The organism is Pseudomonas sp. B19(2017) (genome assembly GCF_002113165.1).
GTDB lineage: Bacteria > Pseudomonadota > Gammaproteobacteria > Pseudomonadales > Pseudomonadaceae > Aquipseudomonas.
In genome coordinates this window covers 463,166-489,950 of record NZ_NEJR01000002.1, presented here as the reverse complement: position 1 = coordinate 489,950, position 26,785 = coordinate 463,166, and the positions used below count along the sequence as shown (strand labels likewise).

Genomic DNA, 26,785 nt, shown 5'->3' with positions numbered 1-26,785 from the left:
CTCGTTCACATCACGTTTCCCTCATGGTTCGATCAGGATTGTCTGCCTGTCACGCCTTATTCTTGATTGCACGTCGAAGCGCCAGGCGCTTTTCATAGTTGATAGACCGGGTGGTGAACAGCATGCAGGATGTTCCTGCAACGCAATGTGTCCTGAGGGTGTTCAGTGGCCCGTTGCAGGGTTGCGAATTTGATCTGGCGCAGCCGCGTACTCTTTTTGTCGTGGGCTCCGAAGCAACGTTTTGCTCGATCGAGCACCCGCTGACAGTTCCGGAAGATGCGATCTACATTCCGCTGGAGTGCGGTGGTCGAAACTTCGAGGTCGTACTCGGCGATCATGACGGCTTGGGGTGTGTCGTGCATATCCTGGGCGACGAAAGTGTCGTTGAGCAGCACATTCCATTCCAGTCTCTGGAAAATATAGCCGGGTTGCTGATCGCCGTGCGCCCGACCGCTGAGGCATGGCGGAGCGAGTTGTTGAAACGAGGGCCGGCTGTGCTGGCAGCGCCCGAGCCGGCTCGGGTGGCCAGTAGCATCTGGCGGCGAGTGGCTGCTGGCGCGGTGCTGGTGACGCTGGCCGGGTTGGCAATATTCGGCTGGTACGCTTCGCGCCCCACGCCTGTGTCGAAAGTCGAGGCACTGATTGCCGGGGGCAACAACAGCATGGCCGTGGTGCATGGGCGCGACCAGGCGATTTACGTCTTCGCCGATACCGAACGCGATGCCGGGTGGGGAAGGCAGGTATTGGTGCGCAATGGGTACTCGGCGACTCAGGTAATGACCACATACGACGAGGGCCTGCGCCTGGAGAGTCTGGTGTCCAGCCTTGCGCCGCAACTCGCCTATCACCGTATGGACCTCAGTGATCCGCTGGTTCCGCGATTGTTGATCAGTCGGCAACGTAGTGTGCTGACGCCCCGATTGCAAAGTCGTCTCGAGAGTGCCCTAGGCGCAGTAGCACCCTACGCTCGCGAAATAAAGATCGTACCCAGTGACGACGACGAACTCATCCGCCTGGCCGAGCAAGGCTTGCAGCGCTTGGCACTGCGCTTTACTCGGCATGCGCATGCTGACGGCGTGACTTTCACCGTCGAGGGCACGCTTGAGGACGCTGAGTTGCAAGCCCTTAACGACTTTGTCGCGCAATTCGGTCGGCAGTGGGGTGAGCGATACGTTCATTTCGCAATCGAACTCAAAGATGATCGGCTGAAGGGCAAGTCGTTCCGGTATGGCCCGCAGGGCTACATCAAGATGACGCCGTCATCCTGGTACTTTCCTAAATCCCTTTGATGATACGGGTGCTATATGAGTGGTGTTTCGAATCCCATTGAGTTTCATGATGATTTCCTGGGCCGACAGGCCCAGGGTTTCGAGGATGGCGCTACCGATCTAAAGACCAAACTCGATGAGGCATTGGCTGCATTGCATAAAGATGCGTCGGACCCCACGCTGTTGGCGGCTTATCAGGCTGCATTCTCTTCCTACAATGTTTTCCGAAACGTTGCGACCAATACGATCAAGGGCTTCAAGGAGATTGATACGGCGATAGTTTCCGCCGCGCGTTAAGTTTTGTGGTTCCTCTCGGCTGGTAGTCGTTCAGTACGCCTGCCGAGTACTTTTTTGTGGGTGTTCCTATGTCTGTTTCTTCTTTGGCTCCAGTGACCCCGAGTTCGCTTCGGATGGTTGAACTGGCGCTGCCCGAGCCTGGCCCGGTGGTTTCCCTGGAGGGGCGTTTGATCGAGGGATTCGCCAGCTCTGCTGTGGCTACCGAGCGTGATCACGCAAGGATCAATGCCATGCTGAAGCGCCCGGATATTACCAGCCCGGAAGTCTTGAGCGAATTGCAGTTGCTCACGGCGCAATACAACATCGATGTATCCTTACTTAACGTCCTGGTCCGTAAAACGGTGACCACGGCCGAAACCTTGTTACGTTCGTCATGAAGCTATATGGCTGTCTTGTGCTGTTCTGCCTGATGCTGGTTGGCTGTCGACAACCGAGTTTGCTCGAGGGCCTTGACCAACAGCAGGTCAATGAAGTGATCTCCGTGCTGCAGCGCAATAACATTACTGCGTCCAAGGTAAATAACGGCAAGGCCGGATACTCGGTGCATATCGAGCAAGCGGATTTCGCGGCGGCGGTCGACCTGCTGGCCCTGTATTCGTTGCCTTCCAGGCCGCGTGTCGAAATCGCTCAGATGTTTCCTGCCGACTCCCTGGTCGCTTCGCCGCGAGCGGAAAAGGCGCGTTTGTACAGTGCGCTGGAGCAGCGCCTGGAGCAGTCGGTGAACACCCTGGTGGGTGTGGTCTCGGCACGGGTGCATGTGAGTTACGACCTGGAAACCGGAGAAAGCGGTCGCAAGGTTGCGCCGATACATCTGTCGGCGTTGGTGGTCTATGAGCCTGATAGCGAGCCCCAGCGACTGGTCAACGATATCAAGCGTTTTCTCAAGAACAGTTTCTCTGCCGTGGATTACGACCACATTTCGGTGGTGTTGTCCAAGCGGGCGGCAATTCAGCATGCCGCTCCCTTCATGGAGCCACGCGCCTCTGCGCCTGCCTGGCTTTATGGCATTTTCGTCGTGGGCATTCTGGCTGCGGTGGCGTACCTGGTCATGCGGTATCGACAGCCGAAAGAGGTCGAACATGCTCCGCGCAACTGAAGCGCTGCGCGCCATCCTGCAGCAGCCGCTGGACTACCTGCATCCGCACCGAGGTGTTGTGCCTGCGCTGTTTGACGAGCCGGCAGCCCGCGCGTTGCTCAATCAATCGTTGCTAAGAGGGTTGGCACTCAGTTGTCCCGATCCGCAGCAGCTCAAGCGCAATCCATGGACTGATTGCTGGGTCGTACATTGGCAGCATTTGCCCGCAGTCGCCCGCCTCATGGGGGCATACCTGATGTGGCCACAGCTGGCTCGCGGAGCACGGATGCGTGAGCTGAATGTGCCGACAAGAGCATTCGCCCGTATCGATCTGCGCCAGCGGCCAGCGGTGGCGGTAAGCGAAACGGATGGCCTTGAGCAATCGCTCGGCGCCATGGGACTTGCTGCCTTGGCAGCCTGGCATCAACACATCCCGGAGGCGCTCATGCAGCGTCTGTTCCTGCAGTTCTCGCCACGCGTGGTCGAGTTGCAGCAAACCTTGCCGCTACTCGCGCCGAATCCATCACTTTTCATTCTGGCGGTACAACATGCTCGATTCCATCAGAACGCTTGTTGATATTCCGGCGAAGGATGCGCTGCTGCTGCGGCATGAAGAGCGAACGGCTGCGCGCAATCGCCGGTTGTTGATGCAGCAAGCGCGCGAGCGCGCCAAGTCCTGTATGGAAGACGCACAACATGAGGCAGACAGGGTTCGTGCGAACGCCTTTCAGGAGGGATATTCCCAGGGGGTGCTACAAGTCGCTGCTGACCTGAGCGGGCTTCTGCTGCAATCGCGGCTGATGGCGAGCGCGCTGCAAACTGAACTGGCACAGGCCGCCCGCTCAATGCTGGGAGATGTGCTGATGGATGAACGACTGCTCGATACGCTGCTGCAGCGCTGGCAGGATGAATGGGCAGGTAAAGGTCGCGAGCCGCTGCAGATTATCCTGCCACTGCGGTGCAAGGCCCAACGGGTGGCGCTTGAAAGCCAGCTGAGGGGCAGGGGAATCGAACGTGTGGATATCCATTTCCACGCCCAGGAACGTTATCTGTTTCGCTTGGCGGACCAGGTGGTCGAACTCGACATCGGCGCCACTCAGGAGCGCCTGTCGCCGCGTTTGATCGCCCAGCTCAGGCAGTTGCCAGAGCGCGTGCGCCAGCTTGATGAGGCGTCGAAGCGCGTGTTTGTCGAATGGGCTGGCGAACTGAACAAGGAAGGTAATAGCGCGATTCATTTTTCGAAGTCGGATAACAGTGATGAGCATTGAAAACCACTCGCTCGCAGGTATCGGCCAGGCCTTGCCCCGAGGCACCGAAGCGGTTGTGCCTTTGGACCAGCGCATGGGGCTTCAGGGCGCGGAAGCCAACGCTGATCCAGATCCTGAGTTTGCTCGGTTCTACGACGCGTTCACGACGTGGTTAGCGTCCACGACGCCCACGCCGGGCAGTATTCGGGATTACTTGAAACAATACGCCAATGCTGGTGGCGAACTGCCCTATAAAACGACGCAAAAGCAAATGGATGCGTTGACGCAGGTGATGGTGCGGATGAAAGAGCAGGGCTTGGAAGAAAGTTTGGCTTACAAGGAGGTAAGAACTGCGCTGGTATCGGTTTCGTCGGCCAATATGTTCGTCAAGGAGTTTATGCAGGAGGTGTTCAAGCCATCTGAGGACGAAGACAGTCGCGAGAATATCAGTTGGTAAGTGGATATTTGTTTTTAGTGGGCGAGAAGCTGTCTAGGCAGGGACGCTTTGCGCTGAAGTATCGTGGCGAGACAGGCCAGATCGGTCCGACCCAAGGTGAGGGGCTATCAAACTTCTCGAGATTGCAGCACCCTAGGGTGCTGTATTGGTTTTGAATAACTCGGTTATGAGATCCGTCGCTGCACCATGCCCAAACACATGAGCGGCATCTCGTTGTGATTGAGACAATATTCCTTTTGTCCTGATGCTTTGCCCCGTATAGACGAGAATGCCCTCAAGCACTTCGACGGCACTGTGGTAACCCAGACCAACTAACAAGGCGCTGGCACCTGCCGCGCGAGCATAGCGCTGCGTTTGCTGGGCCGAGGTCAGGCCAGACAGCGGGTGACGGAACTTCTCGTCCTCCTGACGAGCCGAACTGTGGTTCAGGGCTCCCACATACTGATCCTCCCCGGTTACCCCACATAACATGTCCCAAGTCTGCAAGATCTCGGCTGGCGAACCCGACATGTGCCCGACAAACGGCTCTGTAGTTTCCTGGATGCGGGACGTACTGATGTCATAGACCGGCCAACGGCTTTCTGGAATACGATTGTGTTCAGCAATACCTAGTACCTTATCTGCTTCCAGACCCATATTATGAATGCCCGCCCGGAAAGGGATGTCTGCAGGAGGGGCAAAATCGGCGATTTTTCGCTCAGCCTTTTTATCGGGTCCTACATTCGGAGAGCCGCCGGTCTTTCGCATTATTTTCATATCCGATTCATCTGGCACATACAGGCCAGCTGCTGCCAGTTGACTGTTAAATTCAGTCATCAGTTCGACCTTCGCTTCGGCAGGGCGAGAATAAAATACGCCGATATCTCCCATCAGAGCAATCACCGCGGCTCTGTCTGTAGCACTGGCTGCCACCGCACTCGATGAATTATTTTTTGTACTGACTCGTTGTAGAGTAGCGAGCAAATCTGCGATTGTTTTTCCGTTGAGCAGACCCTCTTCCCCTAGTAAGCGAGCACCGATGATCCTTTGGTTGCTGGAACTCAGGTTTGAAACGACTTGGTGCAATACGCTGGCTGCAGTGCCCAGTTCTTTGAGGAGCGCGTTGCCCGGGCTATAAAGAACCCTTCTTCCTTCTGTAGTTTGCTTCATGGCTAGATCCTTTGTCTCTCTCAGCGTGTGCGGACCTGCCGGGTTGGTGTGAGTTATTTTACGAGGGATAGAATTTTTGACGAGAAGTTCTTGTTTATCCGTGTATTCAGGGGGCGAAACCCTGAGCCTGTGTATGCCGGTATTCAGCGCACCATCGTTGACGGACGCCCCACCCGCAGGGATAAGGTCGTTCGACTGTTTTTCAGTAATGTCACTGTCAATAATGGCGTTATAAATAGTGCCGCTCCGGACTTGTGGGGAGTTATTTTCATCGCGGCGGAAGCGAGCGGTATAATCTTCGTTGCCGTATTTTATAGGCGGGGTGGGTGTTTCATTTGATGCGATTTCAATGGAGCTATTTCTTGCCAGATCGAAATTTTCGACAAATTCAGCGTTCTTGGTTCCGTTGTCCTCGACGTGATATTCCGCAGTGGCTGGAGGCATTCGTGTTATGTTGTTATAAATTGGCATTTTTATTTTCTTTATAATATGGCTAAGCTTTCTGGAACGGTCGCTCAGGGGTTAAGTTTCTGTTGAATTGATATTATCAGGCTGTAAAACGCATCCAGTGCCAGGCGTAGCTGGTCGGGTGATTCAATGCACTCCTCGGCAAGCAGTGCTTTTATTTCGTAGCAATCATTTGCTTTCCCCAGTACCGCTTGCCCCGTCAATACGCCTGGCAAAGCGTGCTGCAGTGAGTCGAGTAGTTTTTCTGCATGAAAGTTGATGTTCAAGCTATTCAGGTCTTTTAGTTCGCTCCACATCCAGGTCATATTGCCCTTTATTGTGATAATGATTGGATTGATGGTTTTGAAGTTTAACTCTATAGATGAGTGGTGATCGAATGCGTTGATTCTTTCCTGGGAAGCGCCAAGGCTTCTCAAGGTCGTGCGTAGGGTTTCCGAGATATTTTGGTTCATTGCCTGCGGTCTCTTGGGGTTTCATCTTCGCCGTAAACAGAGGCTGGCACTGACATCTGCTGCTGGTTTCGCTTTAGCGATCGCGATGATTTTTCCAGGAGGGCTCCCTTCTACGTCGCCGTCAATTTTTTCTGCGGATTGGTCCGGCGCGCGGCAAGTATGAATGGGGATACGCTGAATGTTGTTGCTGGATAATATGTTCTAGCGTGGTTATGCATAATTCTCGCTCTTGTAAAGTGCGTTTTTTGAAATTTCTTGCAGCCTAGATTTTGCAAATGGCCAGGTCTTTCAAAAAACGCTCAAAAAGTGAAAATTGAGCGAAATTTTTTGGAGCTATATGGGCGTCGCTTGAACCTCAATAGGTAACAGCAGTGATGGTGCATGGGTTGGGCGATATTTCCTCCTGAAATCAGCTCTCGTAAGAAGTAGAATCGGGTTTGCAGTCGGTTTCCTGGAGGAGGCGTGCAGTTGCGCAAGAAAAGGCTTTTGAAGACATTTGGGAAAACTCAAAGTCACGCTGTTCGCGCTGTCGAATCTGTGGATGGCGCGACGGCAGTTAATGAGCGCTGCGGGAGAGGTGTACCTTTAGCTGGCAAAAACCAGGGCAAAGCCCTGGTTTTGAAACAGTTCGCGACTGAAAAGATGGCCGTGCGGCGTCGGGATGCGACTAATTGCGCGTTCGAGGAAGCTTGATCGGGGCTTCCTTAAGGGTGATTTTTTAATGGCTCTGATCAGTGCATCGTAATCGTTTGATTAGCCTGTTCACCCAATTGTCTGGCCAGCTCAGGATCATTGATTTCGATGGTGAGCTTCTTGTCGTAAAGGTCGAGTTGGTTGTTTGCAATCAATCTATCCAAGGCGTCGCGATCTATTTCGGTCAGTGCAGTGTCGATGAGCGTTGCGGTGTCGTTGGAAAACTCACTGTGCTCAATGTCGTGAAGCGTTTCCATTTGGTATATGGCAAGCGCTGGCAGGAGTGAGGTTTCTACATAGTTTGGTTCTTTGTAGTCGGTCAGATGCTTTTCCTCCCCAGGTGTCAAGGGAGAACCTTGCTCAAATTTTTCTGCAAGTGAAGTATTGAGTTTGTCGCTTAATACGAGCACCTGTAGGTGCGTTATCTGATCTTGAAGCATTGTCTTGAACGCTTCATTGCTTTCGATTTTTATCTCTGGGATCGCTTCAATATTGTCGGTTCGTTTGAACGAAATCGAACTTTCGAGAGCCGGTTTGCTCGTATGCGCAAGGGTCAGTGTAGTTCCCATGACGTCTGCATGGGCTTCCACGCTGTGAGGTGTAGCTAGGGGGAAGTGTTTAAGGCCGCCTTGCGCGTACAAGGTTTTGTCTGTGACTTTCATCTCTGCTTCTGAGAGGTACCTGGCCTCACGGGTTCCAGCGCTTGTTTGCGACTTTGAAGCGCTAAGTTCATATTTGGAGAAAGTATCTTTTTGTACGGTTGAATCTGTTTTCGGACCTTCCTGGTAGTTGACGTTGAGATATCCTCCCGCCAGTATTTTTGATGCCAATGTCCACCGATGATAGTGCGGGCTGTCCTCCTCTCCGAGACCGCTACCTCTGACGCTAAAGGAATGAAGACGGAGATTCCAGCCCTGCTCCGCGTTGGACATCAAGTAGAATTTGTTAAAAAAAGCAGCTTTAGCTGATTTGTTCTTGCAGCCTTCCAATAATTTGTCGTCGTTCTTGATGTGTTCGAGTATGGAAATGATATCCTCTTTGGAAATGGGTTCGATATCTTCGGTCACACCAGGGCGTTGTTGAAAGCCGAGCTCCGTACCCGGGTTGAAATCTCGATATCGATTGGTGATCATCGTGAACGTGTTTTGATAGATTTTTTCGTTGTGTGCCGCTTTGGTTTCGGATTCATTAGTGACGCGGGCAGGAGTGTTATCGGCTGTGGAAGTTTGCACCAATGGCCGGGTATTAATAGTTGATATTTGCATGATCAGGTCGGTTCGCAATAGGGGAGGTTATGCTCTGCATGAAAAGCCTTGACGCGGTGATGCTGTGTTGAGAACAGACTCATCTTCGTTTCAGGACATTTCATGCAGGACTAAAGATGCATCGAAACCGAGCGCCCCGCTTTCACAAAAAGCTCATGGGTGTGGTTTTTCAGCCGCGATTGCAAGCCGACCTTCAACGGTAGCAACTTGCCCGACTAGATTGGAGTGTGTGATACACGGCTCTGAAGTCTCCCTTTTGGAGAGTCACGATCGGACCGCATTGCGGCGGGCAAGTGTTCGACAGTGCGGCCATGAAGGAAAGGAATCAACAGTGACGGTCGAACCGTGGTGTCAAAGTGCTGAACTCCGTCGTTTTGAGTTGGGCGCGCTGTGCTCGAAACAGTTATGAATAGCCTGAGCGTTGACGGTTTTCTGCAGGATGATCAGGCCCACAACCCGGACAGAACCAACGCCGCCACACCGAGCCCGAGCGCAACCGAACAACCGCCCAGCGACAGCGCAGCCCGGCCTTGCCGGTACCAGCCATCATGGCCAAGCTGCCGTGCCGGTGCCAGCAGGCTGCGCCAACGCAATTCCGTCTCGTGAAACGCCTGCAAGTTCGCCGGGTCCGCATCCAGCCAGCGGCGGAAGTCGATACGCTCGCACGCGGTCACCTGTGGGCTTTGCAAACGCACGTACCATTGCCCGGCCACACTCGCCAGCACATCCCGGCGCGAGCGGCCGACCTGCAGTGCCTGGTCCATGTTCCGCTCGATACTGGCCAATGGCAGGTCCAGGCGGGTAGCGATGGCGGCGAAGTCCAGCTGGTCGAGACGGCTGAGCAGGAACACTTGCTGTACGCGCCGTGGCAGCCGCTTAAGGGCATGCAGCAGGGCATCGTCGGCCTTGTGTTCGGCACCAGTGATTGGATGCCCATGGGGCAGCAGCAAACGGGCCATGGACAGCTCCTTGCTTTAAATGGGGAGGGGTGGGGGCATCTTCCGTGATGCGTGATCAGCGTAGGTGAAACGAGATTGATTCTCAAGTGCTGATTCCGCAAAGTTTTGTAATGAGCGTTCACGCTCTGAAACACTTTTGCTATCATGCGCGCCATCACGATCTTCATTAGCCTGAAGAGCCAAAAAAAAGACCCAGCAAAAAGCTGGGTCAAAAACCGTGATTAGCCTGATGAGGAGATAATCTGAGAGCGACCTAAGCTCCAGGTTATCCAGCAGATCTTGCGATCAGCTGAGTGCAATAATAATCGTTATCATTTGCCAGTCAAATGAATTTTCGCTAATCCGGTAAAAAAGTTTTACCGGTGCGCTTCCTTGTCCCGGCAATCGGGGCCTTTGCCGTTACCCGGCCATCACGTTCTCTCCCTTCTTTTCGTATCTACAAACCCGTTTCCCCGGTGCGTTTGTGCTCCAGCAGTGCGCGGGCCATGTCCATCATGTGCATCAAGGCGAAGGTCAGCTCGCGCTGGCTGCCCTGCTGGTGGGTGGCGGTTTCCTGCGCGGTGGCGGCGGCGCAGCGCAGCAGGGCGATGGCGTGCTCCCGGGCCTGGTCGGTGGTTACGCCCTCGTGCAGGGTCCAGATCCTGTTCTCCAGGGTGGGACGCGGGGGGTTGGGGTTGAGGTAGTAGTCGAGGGCGCGGCGGGCGGCTTCGCTGTCGAGATCTGTTTCGTCGTTTTTCGGTGGTTTCATCGCGATACCTTCTGTTTTCCCTTCAAACACAGAGGAATCAGAGGATAGGTCAGTCTGTACTATCTATCTCAAAATAAATAATTCAGATTGTGTATTGCTGCGAGTAATACAGTCCGTATTGTTGCCCCTCATGGAAAACTGGAACGCATTTCTCAAGCGCTACAAGCGCGAACACAATCTCAGCCAGCTCAAGCTGGCCGAGCGCCTGGGCATGACTCAGGGGGGCGTGGGGCATTGGCTGCGTGGTACGCGGCGGCCGACGCTCGAAACCATCAACGAAAAGCTCGAAAAACTTGGGCTGGTGTTTCTGGAAGCCCAAGTCATGGTGGTGGAGCGCGATATCGTGCGCGAATCGCCTGGTCACTATGCGGCTGAGCAGCCGGTTTCGGCAGAAGCACTGCTTTACGCGAGCTTCCGCTTCCCGGTGCTGGGTTGGGCTGACTTGCAGGGGACCTTGCCAGAAACAAGCAAGGCCCACGAGCAGACTGACTACATGCCCGCCGGAAATGCGTTCTGGCTGGTGGTGGAAAACGACTCGATGAATGCCACCAGCGGCAGGAGCATACCTGAGGGTATGCGTGTGTTGGTGGATACTGGCCTGCCGGCAGAGCCAGGGCGGTTGGTGATTGCGCGACAGCCCGGGCGGCCGGCAGTGTTGCGGCAGTTGGTCGAGGAGGGCGGAGACAGGATGCTCAAACCGCTGAATACGCGCTATCCGACAGTCCTGTGTGAAGACGGCTGCGAGTTTCTGGGAGTGGTCGTGCGGGGGCATGAGGTCTTCTAGCTTGCCGGGGCTGCTGTGCAGCCCTTTCGCGACACAAGGCCGCTCCTACAGGGGATCGCGCCGGGTTTGATGCCCAGCGCGGACCCTTGTAGGAGCGGCCTTGTGTCGCGAAGGGCCGCAAAGCAGCCCCCGGTACCCTTATTCCGCCAGTTCGACCAGCACCGTCCCTTCGCTGACCATATCCCCTTCCTGACAGAACAACGCCTTCACCGTGCCGCCATGCGGCGCGCGAATGCTGTGTTCCATCTTCATGGCCTCCAGCACCACCAGCGGCGTACCCGCTTCCACCACCTGCCCCGGTTCAACCAGCACGCGCACAATGCTGCCGTTCATGGGCGCGCCCAGGCCGCCCTGGTGGCTGTGGCTGGCCTCGGCCTCGGCAATCGGGTCGAAGGCTTCGATGGCGTGCATCTCGCCGTCCCAGTGCAAGTACAGCGTGCCACCGCGGCGGATCGCCAGATGCTGGCGACGCACGCCCGCCTGGTCATGCACCAACTGCTCGCCCACCAGTTGCCAGGTAGACGCAGCGCTGCGCTCCAGGGCAACCGCCTGGTCCTGCCCGCCACTGATCAGGTGCAGGCTGCTGCGCGCCGGCAGGCCCAGGCGCAGGCCGTTGCGTTCGGCCCACGGCGAACTACGGTCGTCGTCTCGCTGGTGTGCGGCCTGGCCCTGCAACCAGGCCTCGGCCGCGGCTTCCCAGAAGCCTGCCGGCAGCGCTTGAGGCGCGGGCAGCAAAACCTCCTGATGACGCGGAATGAACCCGGTATCCAGCTCCGCTGCAGCAAACGCCGGGTGGGCGAGAATGCGACGCAGGAAGGCAATGTTGGTCTTCAACCCGCCAATGGCAAACTCGTCGAGCATGGCCAGCAAGCGCAGGCGCGCCTGCTCGCGGTCTTCACCCCAGGCGATCAGCTTGCCCAGCATCGGGTCGTAGAACGGCGACACCACATCACCTTCGCTGACTCCGCTGTCCACCCGTCGCCCTTCGCCGGCTGCCGACTCGCGGTACAGCGCCAGCGTGCCGGTCGCGGGCAGGAATTCGTTGGCCGGGTCCTCGGCGTACAGGCGCACTTCGATGGCGTGACCGATCAGCGGCACCTGTTCCTGGGTGATCGGCAGGGCCTCGCCGCAGGCCACACGAATCTGCCAGGCCACCAGGTCGAGACCGGTAATGGCCTCGGTGACCGGGTGCTCCACCTGCAGCCGGGTGTTCATCTCCATGAAGAAGAACTCGCCACGGGCATCGAGCAAGAACTCCACGGTGCCGGCGCCCACGTAGCCGATAGCCTGGGCCGCGCGTACTGCCGCCTCACCCATGGCCCGGCGCAATTCTGCTGACAGGCCTGGCGCAGGGGCTTCTTCCACCACCTTCTGGTGACGGCGCTGGATCGAACAGTCACGCTCGTTGAGGTACAGGCAGTTGCCGTGCTGGTCGGCGAATACCTGGATTTCCACGTGGCGCGGCTTGAGCACGTACTTTTCCACCAGCATGCGCGCATCGCCGAACGATGACTGAGCCTCACGCTGGGCCGAGGCCAGGGCATCGGCCAGCTGGCTTTCTTCCTCGACCACTTTCATGCCCTTGCCACCGCCGCCGGCGCTGGCCTTGAGCAGTACCGGGTAGCCAATACGTTCGGCGGCGGTGCGGAAGGTGTCCAGGTCCTGGGCTTCGCCGTGGTAACCCGGCACCAGCGGCACGCCAGCGGCTTCCATCAGCGCCTTGGCCGCCGACTTGCTGCCCATGGCGTCGATGGCGCTGGCCGGTGGGCCGAGGAAGATCAGCCCGGCCTCTTCGATGGCGCGGGCAAAGCCTGCGTTCTCGGACAGGAAGCCATAACCCGGGTGGATGGCCTGGGCGCCGCTGGCTTTGGCGGCGGCCAGCAGCTTGTCGACCAGCAGGTAGCTGTCGGCGGCCTTGGTGCCGCCGAGGTCGACACGGATATCCGCTTCGCGGCTGTGCCGGGCGTCACGGTCGGTGGCGCTGTGCACGGCGACAGTGGTCAGGCCCATGGCCTTGGCGGTGCGCATCACCCGGCAGGCGATTTCGCCGCGGTTGGCAACCAGCAGGGTGGTCAAAGCGGGGCGGCTCATGGGCGCGGCTCCTTCTTGTCGTCGGTTTGCCAGGCGGGGCGACGTTTTTCCAGGAAGGCGCGCAGGCCCTCCTGGCCTTCGGCGCTGACGCGGATGCGGGCAATGGTATTTTCGCAGTAGCGGCGCAGGGCCGGGCTGAGTTCGCCGTCGTCCACTTCGCGCAGCAGGTCCTTGGTGGCGCGCAGTGCTTGCGGGCTGTTCTGCAGCAGGTTGGTCACCCAGGCTTCGACCTGGGCGTCCAGTTCGCTGGCCGGGTACACCTCGGCCAGCAGGCCCAGTTCGCGGGCCCGCACGCCGCTGAAACGCTCGGCAGTAAGGGCATAGCGGCGTGCGGCGCGCTCACCGATGGCCTTGACCACGAACGGGCTGATCACTGCCGGGGCCAGGCCGATGCGCACTTCCGACAGGCACAGCTGGGCGTCCTCGGCACCGATGGCCATGTCGCAGCAGCTGATCAGGCCCAGCGCGCCGCCAAAGGCCGCGCCTTGCACCACGGCCAGGGTCGGCGCCTTGAGGCGGTGCAGGGCGTACATCAGCTCGCCCAGCTCGCGGGCATCATCCAGGTTGGTGTTGAAGTCCAGCTGCGCCGACTGCTGCATCCAGGCCAGGTCGGCGCCGGCGCTGAAGTGTCGGCCACGGCCGCGCAACAGCACAAAGCGCAGGCTGGCGTCCTCGGCCAGCTGGTCGAGGGCGACGATCAGTTCGCGGATCATCTGCGCGTTGAAGGCATTGTTCTTGTCCTCGCGGCTCAGCCACAGGGTGGCGAAACCGCGCGGGTCGCGGATCACTTCGAGGGTGCTGAAATCGCTCATGGTCACATCCGGAAAATGCCGAAGCGGCTTTGTTCGATCGGTGCGTTCAGCGCGGCAGACAACGCCAGGCCGAGCACGTCGCGGGTCTGTGCCGGGTCGATGACACCGTCGTCCCACAGGCGGGCGCTGGAATAGTAGGGGTGGCCCTGGTGCTCGTACTGGTCGAGGATCGGCTGTTTTAGCCGGGCTTCGTCGTCGGCGCTGAACGGCTGGCCACTGCGCTCGCTTTGCTCGCGCTTGACCTGGGCCAGCACGCCGGCGGCCTGTTCGGCGCCCATCACGCCAATCCGCGCGTTGGGCCACATCCACAGGAAGCGCGGGTCGTAGGCCCGGCCGCACATGCCATAGTTGCCGGCACCGAAGCTGCCTCCGATGATCACCGTGAACTTCGGCACCTGGGCGCAGGCCACGGCGGTGACCAGCTTGGCGCCGTGCTTGGCGATGCCGCCTTCTTCGTACTTTTTACCGACCATGAAGCCGGTGATGTTCTGCAGGAACAGCAGCGGGATGCCGCGCTGGCAGGCCAGCTCGATGAAGTGCGCACCCTTTTGCGCGGCCTCGGCGAACAGGATGCCGTTGTTGGCCAGGATCGCCACCGGGTAGCCGTGCAGGTGGGCGAAGCCACACACCAGGGTGGTACCGAACAGCGCCTTGAATTCATCGAACACCGAGCCGTCGACCAGGCGCGCGATCACCTCGCGCACGTCGAACGGTTGCTTGGCATCGGCCGGCACCACGCCGTACAGCTCGTCGGCGGCGTACAGGGGGGCCACCGGGGCCAGGCGTTGCAGCTTGCCCAGCTTGTGCCAGTTGAGGTTGGCCACGCTGCGCCGGGCCAAGGCCAGGGCGTGTTCGTCATTGTCGGCGTAGTGGTCGGCCACGCCGCTGGTGCGGCAGTGCACATCGGCGCCGCCGAGCTCTTCGGCGCTCACCACTTCACCGGTGGCAGCCTTTACCAGTGGCGGGCCGGCGAGGAAGATGGTCGCTTGCTGTCGCACCATGATCGCTTCGTCGGCCATCGCCGGCACGTAGGCGCCGCCGGCGGTGCACGAGCCCATCACCACGGCGATCTGCGGGATGCCCAGTGCGCTCATGTTGGCCTGGTTGAAGAAGATCCGCCCGAAGTGCTCGCGGTCGGGGAACACTTCGTCCTGGCGGGGCAGGTTGGCGCCACCGGAGTCTACCAGGTAGATGCACGGCAGGCGGTTCTGCAGGGCGATGGTCTGCGCACGCAGGTGCTTCTTCACCGTCAGCGGGTAGTAGGAACCGCCTTTGACCGTGGCGTCGTTGGCCACGATCATGCATTCCACGCCTTCGACGCGGCCGATGCCGGCGATCACGCCTGCGGCGGGCACGTCTTCGCCATATACCTCATGGGCGGCCAGTTGGCCGATTTCGAGGAACGGCGAGCCCGGGTCCAGCAAGCGGTCGATACGCTCGCGTGGCAGCAGCTTGCCACGTGAAGTGTGCCGCTCCTGGGCCTTGGGCCCGCCGCCCTGGGCCACCTGGGCGAGCAGGCCGCGCAGGGCCTGGACCTGTTCGAGCATGGCCGCGCTGTTGCCGGCGAACTCCGCCGAACGCGGGTTGATCTGAGTGTGCAAGGTAGCCATGTGCGCCCGTCCCCTGTGCTCAGCGGGTTTCGTTGAACAGTTCGCGACCGATCAGCATCCGGCGGATTTCGCTGGTGCCGGCACCGATCTCGTACAGCTTGGCGTCGCGCAGCAGGCGGCCGGCCGGGAATTCGTTGATATAACCATTGCCGCCGAGAATCTGGATCGCCTCCAGGGCCATTTGCGTGGCGCGTTCGGCGGTGTACAGGATCACCCCGGCGGCGTCCTTGCGGGTGGTCTCGCCACGGTCGCAGGCCTGGGCCACGGCATACAGGTAGGCGCGGCTGGCGTTGAGCTGGGTGTACATATCGGCGATCTTGCCCTGGATCAGCTGGAATTCGCCGATGCTCTGGCCGAACTGCTTGCGGTCGTGGATGTAGGGCACCACCAGGTCCATGCAGCTTTGCATGATGCCGGTCGGGCCGCCCGACAGCACCACGCGCTCGTAGTCCAGGCCGCTCATCAGCACGCGCACGCCACCGTTGAGCTGGCCGAGGATGTTTTCTTCCGGCACTTCGACGCCGTCGAAGAACAACTCGCAGGTGTTGGAGCCACGCATGCCCAGCTTGTCGAACTTGTTGCTGCGGCTGAAGCCTTTCCAGTCACGCTCGACGATGAACGCGGTGATGCCGTGCGCGCCCTTGTCCAGGTCGGTCTTGGCGTAAATCACGTAGGTATTGGCGTCGGGGCCGTTGGTGATCCAGGTCTTGCTGCCGTTGAGCACATAGTGGTCGCCGCGCTTTTCCGCGCGCAGTTTCATCGATACCACGTCGGAACCGGCGTTGGGCTCGCTCATGGCCAGGGCGCCGATGTGCTCGCCGCTGATCAGCTTGGGCAGGTACTTGAGCTTCTGCTCGTGGTTGCCATTGCGGTTGATCTGGTTGACGCAGAGGTTGGAGTGGGCGCCATAGGACAGCGCCACCGAGGCCGAGCCACGGCTGATTTCTTCCATCGACACCACGTGCGCCAGGTAGCCCAGGCCGGCGCCGCCGTATTCTTCCGGTACGGTGATGCCCAGCAGGCCCATGTCGCCGAACTTGCGCCACATGTCGGCGGGGAACAGGTTGTCGTGGTCGATTTGCGCGGCGCGCGGAGCCAGTTCGGCGGCGACGAAGGTGCGCACCTGGTCGCGGAGCATGTCGATGGTTTCGCCCAGGGCGAAGTTCAGGGTGGGGTAATGCATGCTGGGGCACCTTGTTGTTCTTGGAATATGGGAAACACCCATGGTTCATGGATCTGGCGCCGGACCCTGTGGGAGCGGGCGTGCCCGCGAATGCGTCAGCAGGACCACCGTCATTGCCTGAGTGATCGCATTCGCGGGCATGCCCGCTCCCACAGGGTTCGGCGTCAAGCCTGAGGGGGTGTCGTTTTCACCTTTACGTTAACGTAAACCTGCAGTCGGCCGCTGTCAATCGACTCATCACCTTTACGTAAACGTAAATCTGCGCCAGAGTATTCCCCGCTTGCTTCAGTCGTGCCCAGAACAACCACAAGAAGGGACACCCATGAGTCAACCAAGCTATACCCGCGGTCGCCAGGACCAAGCCTTGCTGACCCAGACCATCGGCCAGGCCTTCGACGCTACCGTGGCCCGGTGTGCCGATGGCGAGGCCCTGGTGTCGCGCCACCAGGGCCTGCGTTACAGCTGGAGGCAGCTGGCCGAACAGGTCGAGGTGCATGCCCGCGCCTTGATGGCCCTGGGCGTGAATACCGGTGACAGGGTGGGCATCTGGTCACCCAACTGCGCCCAGTGGTGCATCCTGCAGCTGGCCAGCGCCAAGGTCGGTGCCATCCTGGTCAACATCAACCCGGCCTATCGAGTGGGCGAGCTGGAATACGTGCTGCGCCAGTCTGGCTGCCGTTGGCTGGTGTGTGCCGATGCCTTCAAGACGTCCGACTACCACGCCATGGTCCAGGAACTGGCACCGGAGCTGGCCAGTGCCACCCCGGGCGAAATGGCCAGTGCACGGCTGCCCGAGCTGCGCGGTGTGGTCAGCCTGGCCGCCAACCCGCCGGCAGGCTTCCTGCCTTGGCAAGCGCTGGCCGGGCGGGCAGGGCAGACCTCGACCGAGGCCTATGCGGCACGCCAGCAAAGCCTGCAGTTCGACCAGCCGGTGAACATCCAGTACACCTCCGGCACCACCGGCGCGCCGAAGGGCGCCACGCTCAGCCACTACAACATTCTCAACAACGGCTTCATGGTCGGCGAAAGCCTGGGCCTGAGCGCAGCTGACCGCATGGTGATCCCGGTGCCGCTATACCACTGCTTCGGCATGGTCATGGCCAACCTCGGCTGCATCACCCATGGCAGCACCATGATCTACCCCAACGACGCCTTCGACGCCGAGCTCACCCTGCGCGCCGTGGCCGAAGAGCGCGCCAGCATTCTCTATGGCGTGCCGACCATGTTCATTGCCATGCTCGACCACCCTTTGCGAGCACACGTGGATCTGTCCACCTTGCGCAGCGGCATCATGGCCGGCGCCACCTGTCCGATCGAGGTGATGCGCCGGGTCATCGACCAGCTGCACATGGCCGAAGTGCAGATTGCCTACGGCATGACCGAGACCAGCCCGGTATCGCTGCAGACCGGCCCGGACGACGACCTGGAGCTGCGTGTGACCAGCGTTGGCCGTACCCAACCGCAACTGGAGAACAAGGTCGTGGACGCCGACGGCTGCATTGTCCCGCGCGGGCAGATCGGCGAGCTATGCACCCGTGGCTACAGCGTGATGCTCGGCTACTGGGACAACCCGCAGGCCACGGCGGAGGCCATCGACCCGGCCGGCTGGATGCATTCGGGCGACCTGGCGATAATGGACGAGCAGGGCTATGTGCGCATCGTCGGGCGCAACAAGGACATGATCATTCGCGGTGGCGAGAACATCTACCCGCGTGAGCTGGAGGAGTTCTTCTACACCCACCCGGCGGTGGCTGATGCGCAGGTGATCGGCATTCCGTGCAGCCGGTATGGCGAAGAGATCGTCGCCTGGATCAAGCTGCATCCGGGGCACAGCGCCACGGTCGAGGAGTTGCAGGCGTGGTGCAAGGCGCGCATCGCGCATTTCAAGGTGCCGCGGCATATCCGTTTCGTCGACGAGTTCCCGATGACGGTGACCGGCAAGGTGCAGAAGTTCCGCATGCGCGAGATCAGTGTGGCGGAGATCTCGGCGGTTACTGCTGGTTGATGCGTTGGCTGTTCCGGCCCTTTCGCGGGCACGCCCGCTCCCACAGGTACTTCACTGCCCTGGGCACTGTAAAATACCTGTGGGAGCGGGCGTGCCCGCGAAGAGGCCGGCCCTGTCAGCACAAAATCCTGGTCTACCCTTAACCCTTCACCGGTGGCTCCTGGCTTGGTGGGTCACCCACCGTCGGCGGCACGGTCGGCTTGATCGGCAGCTCGTCCGGGTCCTCTTCCGGCACCGGTGGCGGCAGGCTCGGGTCGTCGATGTTGGGATCGGGCGTCTCCGGTGGAATGGGAATGTTCATGGCCTGACCTCGCGTGGGTAATTGAAGAGGTGCTGCAGGCTTCGACACCTGGCAGCTGCCGTTCGCTCAATTTTTTTGAACCCCCGCGCCTGCGCATGGCTCTGAACCCTTACTGCCACCAGCCCAAGGGAGCAAGGCCTGATGTCTCTGAAAGAGCCCTTCGAAAGCGTGCCCATGGCCAATGACCACCCGGACCAGGTCATCAGCCTGTCCCAGGCCCTGCTGGCGCCGCGCATTGTCATCGAAGACACCCAGCCGGTGCTCGAAGGCGGCGCATTCGCGGCCAAGGCCATCAGCAACCAGCCGGTTGCGGTCAGCAGCAAGGTATTCAGCGACGGCCACGACCGCATGGCGGTGATGCTGAACTGGCGCCAGGCCGGCAGCCGGCGCATTCATTGCGTGCCGATGACCCCGGCGGGCAACGACCTGTGGCTGGCCGAGTTAATACCCACCGAAATCGGCCCACACCTGTTCAGCATCGAGGCCTGGATCGACCCCTTTGCCACCTATTGCCACGACCTGGAGAAAAAGTACCAGGCCGGCGTCGATATCAGGCTCGAACTCGAAGAAGGGCGCCTGCTGCTTGGCAAGGGTATCGAGTTGAGCGGCGGTGCCTTGCGCGACCAGTTGCGGGCGCTCGCCGACCGGCTGCCGAGTCTCGCTGAAGACGACCAGGTCGCCTTGTTCCTGGGGGCCGAGACCACGCGGCTGATGGCCGAAGCCGAGCACCGCAGCTACCTGACCCGCAGCATCGAGTACCCGTTGGATGTGGATCGCCCGGCCGCGCAGTTCGCCAGCTGGTACGAGCTGTTCCCGCGCTCTTGCACCGACAGCCCCGAGCGCCACGGCACCTTCAATGATGTGCACCAACGCTTGCCGATGATCCGCGACATGGGCTTTGATGTGCTGTATTTCCCGCCCATCCACCCGATTGGCACCAAGCACCGCAAAGGCCGCAACAATTCCCTGCAGGCCCAGCCCGGCGACCCCGGCAGCCCGTATGCCATCGGCAGTCCGGAGGGCGGCCATGACGCCATTCACCCGCAACTGGGCAGCCGGGAAGATTTTCGCCGTCTGGTCTCGGCAGCCGCCCAGCACGGCCTTGAAATTGCCCTGGACTTCGCCATCCAGTGCTCCCAGGACCACCCGTGGCTGCAGGAACACCCTGGCTGGTTCAGCTGGCGCCCGGATGGCACCATCCGCTACGCCGAAAACCCGCCGAAGAAGTACCAGGACATCGTCAACGTCGACTTCTATGCCCCCGATGCGGTGCCAGGCCTGTGGCTGGCCTTGCGCGACGTGATCATCGGCTGGGTCGAGGAGGGGGTGAAGACCTTCCGCGTCGATAACCCGCACACCAAGCCACTGCCGTTCTGGCAATGGCTGATCGCCAATGTGCGCAGCCACTACCCGGACGTGATCTTCCTCGCCGAGGCGTTCACCAAGCCGGCGATGATGGCGCGCCTGGGCAAGGTCGGCTACGCGCAGAGCTACACCTATTTCACCTGGCGTAATACCAAGCAAGAGTTGCGCGAGTACTTCGAACAACTCAACCAGCCGCCCTGGAGCCAATGCTACCGGCCCAACTTCTTCGTCAACACGCCGGACATCAACCCATTCTTCCTGCAGCATTCCGGGCGCGCCGGCTTTCTTGTCCGGGCCGCCCTGGCAACCATGGGGTCGGGCTTGTGGGGCATGTATTCGGGCTTCGAACTATGCGAGGCGGCGGCTTTGCCGGGCAAGGAGGAGTACCTGGACTCGGAGAAGTACGAGATCCGCCCGCGCGATTACACCCAGCCGGGCAACATCATTGCCGAGATCGCCCAGCTCAACCGCATTCGCCGGCAGAACCCGGCACTGCAGACTCACCTGGGCGTGGCGTTCTTCAACTGCTGGAACGACAACATCCTGTACTTCGCCAAGCGCACGCCCGAGCGCGACAACTACATTCTGGTGGCAGTCAGCCTCGACCCGCACAACGCCCAGGAGGCGCATTTCGAGTTGCCGCTGTGGGAGCTTGGGCTTGACGACAACGCCGAAACCCATGGCGAGGATTTGATGAACGGCCACCGCTGGTCGTGGTACGGCAAGACCCAATGGATGCGCATCGAACCCTGGCACCTGCCGTTCGGTATCTGGCGTATCGAAAAGGCCCGTTAGCGCCGGGATACGCCATCCCCTGTGGGAGCGGGTTTACCCGCGAAGCAGGCGCCGCGGATCATGGCACCGGCTTCGCCGGTGTTCGCGGGTAAACCCGCTCCCACAGGGATCGTCTCAAGTCAGTTGCGTGTGCCTCGGGGCCAGAGCAACCTGGAATTGAAAGGAGTCGCACATGGCCAAGCGTTCCCGCCCGGCAGCCTTCATCGACGACCCGCTGTGGTACAAGGACGCCGTTATCTACCAGCTGCACGTCAAGTCGTTCTTCGATTCGAACAACGACGGCATCGGCGATTTCGCTGGCCTGATCAGCAAGCTCGACTACATCGCCGAGCTGGGCGTCAACACCCTGTGGCTGTTGCCGTTCTATCCGTCGCCACGCCGCGACGACGGCTACGACATCGCCGAATACAAGGCCGTGCACCCCGATTACGGCAACCTGGCCGATGCCCGCCGCTTCATCGCCGAGGCGCACAAGCGCGGCCTGCGGGTCATCACCGAGCTGGTCATCAACCACACCAGCGACCAGCACCCCTGGTTCCAGCGCGCCCGCCATGCCAAGCGCGGCAGCAAGGCGCGGGACTTTTATGTGTGGTCGGATGACGACCAGAAGTACGACGGCACCCGCATCATCTTCCTCGACACCGAAAAGTCCAACTGGACCTGGGACCCGGTCGCCGGGCAGTACTTCTGGCACCGCTTCTACTCGCACCAGCCCGACCTCAACTTCGATAACCCGCAAGTGCTCAAGGCCGTGATCGGTGTTATGCGCTTCTGGCTCGACCTGGGTGTCGATGGCCTGCGCCTGGACGCCATCCCGTACCTGATCGAGCGCGACGGCACCAACAACGAGAACCTCGCCGAAACCCACGACGTGCTCAAGGCGATCCGCGCCGAAATCGATGCCAACTACCCCGATCGCATGCTGCTGGCCGAGGCCAACCAGTGGCCCGAAGACACCCGCCCGTATTTCGGCGAAGGCGAGGGTGACGAATGCCATATGGCTTTCCACTTCCCTTTGATGCCGCGCATGTACATGGCGCTGGCCATGGAAGACCGCTTCCCGATCACCGATATCCTGCGCCAGACCCCGGAGATCCCCGCCAACTGCCAATGGGCGATCTTCTTGCGCAACCACGATGAGCTGACCCTGGAAATGGTCACCGACCGCGAGCGCGACTACCTGTGGAACTACTACGCCGAAGACCGCCGCGCCCGCATCAATCTGGGCATCCGTCGGCGTCTGGCACCGCTGCTGCAGCGCGACCGCCGCCGCATCGAGCTGCTCACCAGCCTGCTGCTGTCGATGCCCGGCACACCCACCCTGTATTACGGCGACGAACTGGGCATGGGCGACAACATCTACCTGGGCGACCGCGATGGTGTGCGCACGCCCATGCAATGGTCACCGGACCGCAACGGCGGTTTCTCCCGCGCCGACCCGCAGCGCCTGGTGCTGCCACCGATCATGGACCCGCTGTACGGTTACCAGACCGTCAACGTCGAAGCCCAGGCCACCGACCCGCACTCGCTGCTGAACTGGACCCGGCGCATGCTGGCGGTGCGCAAGCAGCAGAAGGCCTTCGGCCGCGGCAGCCTGCGTACCCTCACGCCGAACAACCGGCGCATCCTCGCCTACCTGCGCGAGTACACCGACGCTGATGGCAACACCGAAGTCATCCTGTGCGTGGCCAACGTCTCCCGCGCCGCCCAGGCGGCGGAACTGGAACTGTCACAGTATGCCGGCAAGGTACCGGTGGAGATGCTCGGCGGCAGCGCCTTTCCGCCGATCGGGCAGTTGCCGTTCCTGCTGACCTTGCCACCCTACGCCTTCTACTGGTTCCTGCTGGCCAGCCACGACCGCATGCCCAGCTGGCACATCCAGGCCACCGAGGGGTTACCCGAATTGAACACACTGGTACTGCGCAAACGCATGGAAGAACTGCTGCAAGCCCCCGCCAGCGATACCCTGCAAAGCGCCATCCTGCCGCAGTACCTGCCCAAGCGGCGCTGGTTCGCCGGCAAGGAAGGGCCGATCGACGCGGTGCGCCTGTGCTACGGCGTACGCTTCGGCACGGCCACCACACCGGTGCTGCTCGGTGAAATCGAAGTACTCAGCGACGGCGTGGCCAACCGCTACCAGCTGCCGTTCGGCTTGTTGCCCGAGGAGCAGATCAACAGCGCACTGCCGCAGCAACTGGCGCTGTCACGGGTGCGCCGGGCCCATCAGGTGGGCCTGATTACCGACGCCTTTGTCCTCGAGCCCTTCATCCGTGCGGTGCTGCGTGCCTGTGAGCAGGGCATGCATCTGCCTTGTGGCAATGGCGAGGGCGAGCTGCGCTTTGAAAGCACGCAGCAACTGGCGGGCCTGGCGTTGAACGAAGAAAGCAGCGTGCGCTACCTCAGCGCCGAGCAGTCCAACAGTTCGGTGGTGATCGGCGACCAGGTGGTGCTCAAAATGATCCGCCGGGTCAACCCGGGTGTGCACCCGGAGCTGGAAATGAGTGCCTACCTGACCGCCGCGGGCTTTGCCAACATTTCGCCGCTGCTGGCCTGGGTCAGCCGGGTGGACGAGCAGGGCGCGCCGCACTTGCTGATGATCGCCCAGGGTTACCTGAGCAACCAGGGTGATGCCTGGGCCTGGACCCAGAACACCCTGGAGCGAGCCATTCGCGACCAGATGGAGCCGTCCAGCCTGGATACCGATGTGCACACCGATGCACTGGCTGAACTCACCGGCTTTGCCGCCTTGCTCGGCCAGCGCCTGGGCGAGATGCACCTGCTGCTGGCCGCACCGACCAGTGACGAGGCCTTCCAGCCGCGCCCAAGCGATGCCGACGACAGCGAACGCTGGAGTGCGCAGATCAGTGCCGAACTCACCCATGCCCTCGACTTGCTGGCCCAGAACCGCGACAGCCTCGACAGCGAAAGCCAGGCGCTGGTCGACGATTTGCAGCAACAGCGCGACGGCCTGGCCCAGCACATCGCCAACCTGACCGGCCAGGCCCAGGGCGGCTTGCTGATGCGCGTACACGGCGACCTGCACCTGGGCCAGGTGCTGGTAGTGCAGGGTGACGCCTACCTTATCGACTTCGAAGGGGAACCGGCCCGGCCGCTACAAGAGCGCCGGGCAAAACACAGCCCGTACAAGGATGTCAGCGGCGTGCTGCGCTCCTTCGACTATGCTGCTGCCATGATCTTGCGCAACGCCTCTGCGGTCGACCTTTCCGACCCGGCACGCCAAGCCCGGCAACGTGTTGCCAGGCAGTATCTGCACCAATCGCGGCATGCCTTTGTCGAAGCCTATGGCCTGGCCACCGCGGCCATGCCTCACGCCTGGCAGCAGGCCGAGGGCGAGCGGGCTGCACTGGAGCTGTTCTGCCTGGAAAAAGCCGCCTACGAAATCACATACGAAGCCGAGAACCGTCCGAGCTGGCTGGCCGTGCCTTTGCATGGCCTGCATGGACTGATCAGTACCTGGGGAGAGTCATAGATGAATGCAACCACGCGTGAAAACGGCGGCCTTCGGCAACGGGACCTCGATGCCCTGGCCCGCGCCGAGCACGCCGATCCATTTTCGGTACTCGGCCCCCATGGCGATGGTACGCGCGGGCAGGTGGTCCGCGCTTTCCTGCCCAATGCCCTGAATGTGCGCATTCTGGCCCGGCATGACGGGCGCATGCTCGCCGAAATGGAGCAGGGCAGCCTGCCCGGGTTGTTCACCGCGCACCTCGATGAGGCGCACCCCTACCTGCTGCAGATCGGCTGGGCCGGTGGCGAGCAGATTACCGAAGACCCCTACAGCTTCGGCCCGCAACTGGGCGACATGGACCTTTACCTGTTCGCCGAAGGCAACCATCGCGACCTGTCCGGGCGCTTCGGCGCTCAACCCATCCAGGTCGATGGCGTCGACGGCGTGTGTTTCTCGGTATGGGCGCCGAACGCCCGGCGGGTGTCGGTGGTAGGTGACTTCAACAACTGGGATGGCCGTCGTCACCCCATGCGCCTGCGCCACAGCGCCGGGGTGTGGGAGCTGTTCGTGCCGCGCCTGGGCGTGGGTGAAACCTACAAGTTCGAGGTGCTGGGCAAGGACGGCATCCTGCCGCTGAAGGCCGACCCGCTGGCGCGCGCCACCGAACTGCCGCCGAGCACCGCCTCCAAGGTAGCGGGGGCGCTCAGCCACGACTGGCAGGACCACGACTGGATGGCGCAACGCGCGCAGCGTCATGCCTATAGCGCGCCGCTGTCGATCTACGAACTGCACCCGGGGTCGTGGCGCTGCGAGCTGGATGAGGCGGGCGAGGTCGGGCGCTATTACAACTGGCGCGAGCTGGCCGAGCGCCTGGTGCCTTACGTTCAGGAGCTGGGCTTCACCCACATCGAACTGCTGCCGATCATGGAGCACCCGTTCGGCGGCTCCTGGGGTTACCAGCCGCTGTCGCTGTTCGCGCCCACCTCGCGCTACGGCAGCGCCGAGGATTTTGCCGCCTTCATCGACGCCTGCCACCAAGGCGGTATCGGTGTGCTGCTGGACTGGGTACCGGCGCATTTCCCCACCGACGAACACGGCCTGGCGCGTTTCGACGGCACCGCCCTGTACGAATACGACAATCCCCTGGAGGGCTACCACCAGGACTGGAACACGCTGATCTACAACCTTGGCCGCAACGAAGTGCGCGGCTTCATGATGGCCTCGGCGCTGCACTGGCTGAAGCACTTCCACATCGACGGCCTGCGCGTGGATGCGGTGGCCTCGATGCTGTACCGTGACTATTCGCGCAAGGCCGGCGAATGGGTGCCCAACCGCCACGGCGGGCGCGAGAACCTGGAGGCCATCGACTTCATCCGCCACCTCAACGGCGTGGCGGCCCATGAGGCCCCGGGCACGCTGATCATCGCCGAGGAGTCCACCGCCTGGCCCGGCGTCAGCCAGCCGACCCAACAGGGCGGCCTGGGCTTTGCCTACAAGTGGAACATGGGCTGGATGCACGACACCTTGCATTACATCCAGAACGACCCGGTGCACCGCACCTACCACCACAACGAGATGAGCTTCGGGCTCATCTATGCCTATTCCGAGCACTTCATCCTGCCCATCTCCCATGACGAAGTGGTGCACGGCAAGCATTCGCTGATCGACAAGATGCCCGGCGACCGCTGGCAGAAGTTCGCCAACCTGCGCGCCTACCTCACCTTCATGTGGGCGCATCCGGGCAAGAAGCTGCTGTTCATGGGCTGTGAGTTCGGCCAGTGGCGTGAGTGGGACCACGATGGCGAGCTGGACTGGTACCTGCTGCAGTACCCTGAGCACCAGGGGGTGCAGCGCCTGGTCAGCGACCTCAACCGGCTGTACCGGGATATACCAGCGCTGCATGAACAGGATTGTCAGCCGCAGGGCTTCCAGTGGCTGATCGGTGATGATGCCCAGAACAGCGTGTACGCCTGGCTGCGCTGGAGCAGCAGTGGCGAGCCGGTGCTGGTGGTGGCCAACTTCACCCCGGTGCCGCGCGAGGGCTATCGCATTGGCGTGCCGTTCGGCGAACGCTGGCAGGAGCTGCTGAACAGCGATGCCGAGCTGTATGCCGGGTCGAATGTCGGCAACCTGGGGGTTGTGCAGAGTGACCAGATAGCCAGCCATGGGCAGCCGCAGTCGCTGGCCCTGAACCTGCCGCCACTTGGGGTTCTGATAATGAAACCCGCTTGATGTATTGCTTGTACTGGCCTCTTCGCGGGCATGCCCGCTCCCACAGGTATCGCACCGTGC

General features: G+C 60.8%; 23 protein-coding genes. 13 read left to right on the top strand and 10 right to left on the bottom strand.

What is annotated here, in order from left to right:
* The first annotated feature begins 122 nt into the window (after window positions 1–122).
* From CAF70_RS05420 to CAF70_RS05390, 7 genes are all read left to right on the top strand, one after another.
* Window positions 123–1,289, top strand: coding sequence for a PrgH/EprH family type III secretion apparatus protein (locus tag CAF70_RS05420; protein ID WP_178076358.1), 1,167 nt, complete (start codon window positions 123–125; stop codon window positions 1,287–1,289).
* A gap of 15 nt (window positions 1,290–1,304) precedes the next feature.
* On the top strand, window positions 1,305–1,565 hold the full coding sequence (locus CAF70_RS05415; RefSeq protein WP_085621878.1) for an EscF/YscF/HrpA family type III secretion system needle major subunit: 261 nt from the start codon (window positions 1,305–1,307) through the stop codon (window positions 1,563–1,565).
* Window positions 1,566–1,678: 113 nt separating this feature from the next.
* Window positions 1,679–1,942, top strand: coding sequence for a type III secretion system inner rod subunit SctI (gene sctI, locus CAF70_RS05410; protein ID WP_256573244.1), 264 nt, complete (start codon window positions 1,679–1,681; stop codon window positions 1,940–1,942).
* Window positions 1,939–2,661 carry an EscJ/YscJ/HrcJ family type III secretion inner membrane ring protein gene (locus tag CAF70_RS05405; protein ID WP_085621879.1) on the top strand — a complete coding sequence of 241 codons (723 nt, stop codon included), beginning with the start codon at window positions 1,939–1,941 and terminating at the stop codon, window positions 2,659–2,661. The genes sctI and CAF70_RS05405 overlap by 4 nt, the downstream gene beginning before the upstream one ends.
* On the top strand, window positions 2,645–3,217 hold the full coding sequence (locus tag CAF70_RS05400; protein ID WP_085621880.1) for a hypothetical protein: 573 nt from the start codon (window positions 2,645–2,647) through the stop codon (window positions 3,215–3,217). Before CAF70_RS05405 ends, CAF70_RS05400 begins: the two co-directional genes overlap by 17 nt.
* Entirely contained in the window at window positions 3,189–3,908 is a 720-nt protein-coding gene (locus CAF70_RS05395; RefSeq protein ID WP_178076352.1) for an oxygen-regulated invasion protein OrgB, read from the top strand. Before CAF70_RS05400 ends, CAF70_RS05395 begins: the two co-directional genes overlap by 29 nt.
* Window positions 3,898–4,344 carry a hypothetical protein gene (locus CAF70_RS05390; RefSeq protein ID WP_085621881.1) on the top strand — a complete coding sequence of 149 codons (447 nt, stop codon included), beginning with the start codon at window positions 3,898–3,900 and terminating at the stop codon, window positions 4,342–4,344. Before CAF70_RS05395 ends, CAF70_RS05390 begins: the two co-directional genes overlap by 11 nt.
* A gap of 132 nt (window positions 4,345–4,476) precedes the next feature.
* Here the strand turns inward: CAF70_RS05390 and CAF70_RS05385 are convergent, their stop codons facing one another.
* Complete coding sequence (locus CAF70_RS05385; protein WP_085621882.1) at window positions 4,477–5,964, bottom strand: hypothetical protein; 1,488 nt, start codon at window positions 5,962–5,964, stop codon at window positions 4,477–4,479.
* Window positions 5,965–6,008: 44 nt separating this feature from the next.
* Window positions 6,009–6,413 carry a hypothetical protein gene (locus tag CAF70_RS05380; protein WP_085621883.1) on the bottom strand — a complete coding sequence of 135 codons (405 nt, stop codon included), beginning with the start codon at window positions 6,411–6,413 and terminating at the stop codon, window positions 6,009–6,011.
* Window positions 6,414–6,875: 462 nt separating this feature from the next.
* Here CAF70_RS05380 and CAF70_RS27665 point away from each other — a divergent pair, with 462 nt between their 5' ends.
* Entirely contained in the window at window positions 6,876–7,106 is a 231-nt protein-coding gene (locus CAF70_RS27665; RefSeq protein WP_178076342.1) for a hypothetical protein, read from the top strand.
* 38 nt (window positions 7,107–7,144) lie between these two features.
* On the opposite strand, the gene CAF70_RS05375 is transcribed toward CAF70_RS27665, so the two are convergent.
* The 3 genes from CAF70_RS05375 to CAF70_RS05365 all read right to left on the bottom strand — a co-directional run bounded on the left by CAF70_RS05375 (window position 7,145) and on the right by CAF70_RS05365 (window position 10,078).
* The gene (locus CAF70_RS05375) at window positions 7,145–8,371 is read right to left on the bottom strand and encodes a hypothetical protein (protein WP_143491521.1); all 1,227 of its coding nucleotides are present in this window, start codon (window positions 8,369–8,371) and stop codon (window positions 7,145–7,147) included.
* A 443-nt stretch (window positions 8,372–8,814) separates the two neighbouring features.
* The gene (locus CAF70_RS05370; RefSeq protein ID WP_085621885.1) at window positions 8,815–9,330 is read right to left on the bottom strand and encodes a DUF4880 domain-containing protein; all 516 of its coding nucleotides are present in this window, start codon (window positions 9,328–9,330) and stop codon (window positions 8,815–8,817) included.
* A gap of 436 nt (window positions 9,331–9,766) precedes the next feature.
* Window positions 9,767–10,078 carry a DUF6124 family protein gene (locus CAF70_RS05365; RefSeq protein ID WP_085621886.1) on the bottom strand — a complete coding sequence of 104 codons (312 nt, stop codon included), beginning with the start codon at window positions 10,076–10,078 and terminating at the stop codon, window positions 9,767–9,769.
* Window positions 10,079–10,208: 130 nt separating this feature from the next.
* Here CAF70_RS05365 and CAF70_RS05360 point away from each other — a divergent pair, with 130 nt between their 5' ends.
* A complete protein-coding gene (locus tag CAF70_RS05360) occupies window positions 10,209–10,862 on the top strand; it encodes a LexA family transcriptional regulator (RefSeq protein WP_085621887.1) in 654 nt (217 codons plus the stop codon).
* Between the two features lie 138 nt (window positions 10,863–11,000).
* Here CAF70_RS05360 and CAF70_RS05355 read toward each other — a convergent pair whose 3' ends face one another.
* From CAF70_RS05355 to CAF70_RS05340, 4 genes are read right to left on the bottom strand one after another with little or no spacing between them, the layout of a single operon-like run.
* Complete coding sequence (locus CAF70_RS05355) at window positions 11,001–12,953, bottom strand: acetyl/propionyl/methylcrotonyl-CoA carboxylase subunit alpha (RefSeq protein WP_085621888.1); 1,953 nt, start codon at window positions 12,951–12,953, stop codon at window positions 11,001–11,003.
* Window positions 12,950–13,765 carry a gamma-carboxygeranoyl-CoA hydratase gene (locus CAF70_RS05350; RefSeq protein WP_085621889.1) on the bottom strand — a complete coding sequence of 272 codons (816 nt, stop codon included), beginning with the start codon at window positions 13,763–13,765 and terminating at the stop codon, window positions 12,950–12,952. Before CAF70_RS05350 ends, CAF70_RS05355 begins: the two co-directional genes overlap by 4 nt.
* A gap of 2 nt (window positions 13,766–13,767) precedes the next feature.
* Entirely contained in the window at window positions 13,768–15,375 is a 1,608-nt protein-coding gene (locus tag CAF70_RS05345; protein ID WP_085621890.1) for a carboxyl transferase domain-containing protein, read from the bottom strand.
* A gap of 19 nt (window positions 15,376–15,394) precedes the next feature.
* On the bottom strand, window positions 15,395–16,558 hold the full coding sequence (locus tag CAF70_RS05340) for an isovaleryl-CoA dehydrogenase (protein ID WP_085621891.1): 1,164 nt from the start codon (window positions 16,556–16,558) through the stop codon (window positions 15,395–15,397).
* A 322-nt stretch (window positions 16,559–16,880) separates the two neighbouring features.
* Here CAF70_RS05340 and CAF70_RS05335 point away from each other — a divergent pair, with 322 nt between their 5' ends.
* Window positions 16,881–18,563: an AMP-binding protein gene (locus tag CAF70_RS05335; protein ID WP_085621892.1), complete on the top strand. Its 1,683-nt coding sequence runs from the start codon at window positions 16,881–16,883 to the stop codon at window positions 18,561–18,563.
* Between the two features lie 139 nt (window positions 18,564–18,702).
* Here the strand turns inward: CAF70_RS05335 and CAF70_RS27660 are convergent, their stop codons facing one another.
* A complete protein-coding gene (locus tag CAF70_RS27660) occupies window positions 18,703–18,864 on the bottom strand; it encodes a hypothetical protein (RefSeq protein ID WP_170030651.1) in 162 nt (53 codons plus the stop codon).
* A gap of 141 nt (window positions 18,865–19,005) precedes the next feature.
* Here CAF70_RS27660 and CAF70_RS05330 point away from each other — a divergent pair, with 141 nt between their 5' ends.
* From CAF70_RS05330 to glgB, 3 genes are all read left to right on the top strand, one after another.
* Window positions 19,006–21,024 (top strand): alpha-1,4-glucan--maltose-1-phosphate maltosyltransferase, encoded by a 2,019-nt coding sequence (locus CAF70_RS05330; RefSeq protein WP_085621893.1) that lies wholly within the window; start codon window positions 19,006–19,008, stop codon window positions 21,022–21,024.
* A gap of 172 nt (window positions 21,025–21,196) precedes the next feature.
* Window positions 21,197–24,514: a maltose alpha-D-glucosyltransferase gene (gene treS / locus CAF70_RS05320; RefSeq protein ID WP_085621895.1), complete on the top strand. Its 3,318-nt coding sequence runs from the start codon at window positions 21,197–21,199 to the stop codon at window positions 24,512–24,514.
* On the top strand, window positions 24,515–26,725 hold the full coding sequence (gene glgB, locus CAF70_RS05315; RefSeq protein WP_085621896.1) for a 1,4-alpha-glucan branching protein GlgB: 2,211 nt from the start codon (window positions 24,515–24,517) through the stop codon (window positions 26,723–26,725).
* The last annotated feature ends 60 nt before the right edge of the window (window positions 26,726–26,785 follow it).